The organism is Pseudomonas sp. 1152_12, from assembly GCF_052850675.1.
The window spans coordinates 1-3,616 of record NZ_VXCW01000037.1 but is presented as its reverse complement, the minus strand read 5'-3'; the positions used below and the strand labels follow the sequence as shown (position 1 = coordinate 3,616).

At 51.1% G+C, this 3,616-nt stretch carries 2 tRNA genes and 2 rRNA genes; all 4 read left to right on the top strand.

What is annotated here, in order from left to right:
* Positions 1-7 precede the first annotated feature (7 nt).
* A tRNA-Ile gene (locus tag FW764_RS27985) sits at positions 8-84 on the top strand.
* A gap of 30 nt (positions 85-114) precedes the next feature.
* Positions 115-190: transfer RNA gene (locus FW764_RS27980), tRNA-Ala, on the top strand.
* 249 nt (positions 191-439) lie between these two features.
* A 23S ribosomal RNA gene (locus FW764_RS27975) occupies positions 440-3,331 on the top strand.
* 170 nt (positions 3,332-3,501) lie between these two features.
* Positions 3,502-3,616: ribosomal RNA gene (gene rrf, locus FW764_RS27970) — 5S ribosomal RNA — on the top strand; the annotation flags it as partial.

Here is a 3,616-nt window from a genome sequence, read left to right as displayed (position 1 = left end):
CGAAATTGGGTCTGTAGCTCAGTTGGTTAGAGCGCACCCCTGATAAGGGTGAGGTCGGCAGTTCGAATCTGCCCAGACCCACCAATTTTGTGTGGGAAACGCCTGTAGAAATACGGGGCCATAGCTCAGCTGGGAGAGCGCCTGCCTTGCACGCAGGAGGTCAACGGTTCGATCCCGTTTGGCTCCACCACTACTGCTTCTACGTTAAGAAAGCTTAGAAATGAGCATTCCATCAGGTTGATGGTGAATGTTGATTTCTAGTCTTTGATTAGATCGTTCTTTAAAAATTTGGGTATGTGATAGAAAGATAGACTGAACGTTACTTTCACTGGTAACGGATCAGGCTAAGGTAAAATTTGTGAGTTACTCGTAACTGAGTATTATCGAATTTTCGGCGAATGTTGTCTTCACAGTATAACCAGATTGCTTGGGGTTATATGGTCAAGTGAAGAAGCGCATACGGTGGATGCCTTGGCAGTCAGAGGCGATGAAAGACGTGGTAGCCTGCGAAAAGCTTCGGGGAGTCGGCAAACAGACTTTGATCCGGAGATGTCTGAATGGGGGAACCCAGCCATCATAAGATGGTTACCTTACACTGAATACATAGGTGTAAGGGGCGAACCAGGGGAACTGAAACATCTAAGTACCCTGAGGAAAAGAAATCAACCGAGATTCCCTTAGTAGTGGCGAGCGAACGGGGACTAGCCCTTAAGTGGCTTTGAGATTAGCGGAACGCTCTGGAAAGTGCGGCCATAGTGGGTGATAGCCCTGTACGCGAAAATCTCTTAGTCATGAAATCGAGTAGGACGGAGCACGAGAAACTTTGTCTGAATATGGGGGGACCATCCTCCAAGGCTAAATACTACTGACTGACCGATAGTGAACTAGTACCGTGAGGGAAAGGCGAAAAGAACCCCGGAGAGGGGAGTGAAATAGATCCTGAAACCGTATGCGTACAAGCAGTGGGAGCAGACTTTGTTCTGTGACTGCGTACCTTTTGTATAATGGGTCAGCGACTTATTTTCAGTGGCGAGCTTAACCGAATAGGGGAGGCGTAGCGAAAGCGAGTCTTAATAGGGCGTCTAGTCGCTGGGAATAGACCCGAAACCGGGCGATCTATCCATGGGCAGGTTGAAGGTTGGGTAACACTAACTGGAGGACCGAACCGACTACCGTTGAAAAGTTAGCGGATGACCTGTGGATCGGAGTGAAAGGCTAATCAAGCTCGGAGATAGCTGGTTCTCCTCGAAAGCTATTTAGGTAGCGCCTCATGTATCACTGTAGGGGGTAGAGCACTGTTTCGGCTAGGGGGTCATCCCGACTTACCAAACCGATGCAAACTCCGAATACCTACAAGTGCCGAGCATGGGAGACACACGGCGGGTGCTAACGTCCGTCGTGAAAAGGGAAACAACCCAGACCGTCAGCTAAGGTCCCAAAGTTATGGTTAAGTGGGAAACGATGTGGGAAGGCTTAGACAGCTAGGAGGTTGGCTTAGAAGCAGCCACCCTTTAAAGAAAGCGTAATAGCTCACTAGTCGAGTCGGCCTGCGCGGAAGATGTAACGGGGCTCAAACCATACACCGAAGCTACGGGTATCACGTAAGTGATGCGGTAGAGGAGCGTTCTGTAAGCCTGTGAAGGTGAGTTGAGAAGCTTGCTGGAGGTATCAGAAGTGCGAATGCTGACATGAGTAACGACAATGGGTGTGAAAAACACCCACGCCGAAAGACCAAGGTTTCCTGCGCAACGTTAATCGACGCAGGGTTAGTCGGTCCCTAAGGCGAGGCTGAAAAGCGTAGTCGATGGAAAACAGGTTAATATTCCTGTACTTCTGGTTATTGCGATGGAGGGACGGAGAAGGCTAGGCCAGCTTGGCGTTGGTTGTCCAAGTTTAAGGTGGTAGGCTGGAATCTTAGGTAAATCCGGGATTCTAAGGCCGAGAGCTGATGACGAGTTAACTTTTAGTTAACGAAGTGGTTGATGCCATGCTTCCAAGAAAAGCTTCTAAGCTTCAGGTAACCAGGAACCGTACCCCAAACCGACACAGGTGGTTGGGTAGAGAATACCAAGGCGCTTGAGAGAACTCGGGTGAAGGAACTAGGCAAAATGGCACCGTAACTTCGGGAGAAGGTGCGCCGGTGAGGGTGAAGGACTTGCTCCGTAAGCTCATGCCGGTCGAAGATACCAGGCCGCTGCGACTGTTTATTAAAAACACAGCACTCTGCAAACACGAAAGTGGACGTATAGGGTGTGACGCCTGCCCGGTGCCGGAAGGTTAATTGATGGGGTTAGCTAACGCGAAGCTCTTGATCGAAGCCCCGGTAAACGGCGGCCGTAACTATAACGGTCCTAAGGTAGCGAAATTCCTTGTCGGGTAAGTTCCGACCTGCACGAATGGCGTAACGATGGCGGCGCTGTCTCCACCCGAGACTCAGTGAAATTGAAATCGCTGTGAAGATGCAGTGTATCCGCGGCTAGACGGAAAGACCCCGTGAACCTTTACTATAGCTTTGCACTGGACTTTGAATTTGCTTGTGTAGGATAGGTGGGAGGCTTTGAAGCGTGGACGCCAGTCTGCGTGGAGCCAACCTTGAAATACCACCCTGGCAACTTTGAGGTTCTAACTCAGGTCCGTTATCCGGATCGAGGACAGTGTATGGTGGGTAGTTTGACTGGGGCGGTCTCCTCCTAAAGAGTAACGGAGGAGTACGAAGGTGCGCTCAGACCGGTCGGAAATCGGTCGTAGAGTATAAAGGCAAAAGCGCGCTTGACTGCGAGACAGACACGTCGAGCAGGTACGAAAGTAGGTCTTAGTGATCCGGTGGTTCTGTATGGAAGGGCCATCGCTCAACGGATAAAAGGTACTCCGGGGATAACAGGCTGATACCGCCCAAGAGTTCATATCGACGGCGGTGTTTGGCACCTCGATGTCGGCTCATCACATCCTGGGGCTGAAGCCGGTCCCAAGGGTATGGCTGTTCGCCATTTAAAGTGGTACGCGAGCTGGGTTTAGAACGTCGTGAGACAGTTCGGTCCCTATCTGCCGTGGACGTTTGAGATTTGAGAGGGGCTGCTCCTAGTACGAGAGGACCGGAGTGGACGAACCTCTGGTGTTCCGGTTGTCACGCCAGTGGCATTGCCGGGTAGCTATGTTCGGAATAGATAACCGCTGAAAGCATCTAAGCGGGAAACTAGCCTCAAGATGAGATCTCACTGGGACCTTGAGTCCCCTGAAGGGCCGTCGAAGACTACGACGTTGATAGGTTGGGTGTGTAAGCGCTGTGAGGCGTTGAGCTAACCAATACTAATTGCCCGTGAGGCTTGACCATATAACACCCAAGCAATTTGCGAACTCGAAAGAGGCCAGATTGCGGTGTGTGAAGACGAAATGAACCGAAAGTTCGACTGCCGTTACAAAGGCAGCACAAAGCACCGAAAGCTGTCACATACCCAATTTGCTGAAGCGAGGCCAGCTGGCCGCGACTCAGTACCCGAATTTCTTGACGACCATAGAGCATTGGAACCACCTGATCCCATCCCGAACTCAGTAGTGAAACGATGCATCGCCGATGGTAGTGTGGGGTTTCCCCATGTGAGAGTAGGTCATCGTCAAG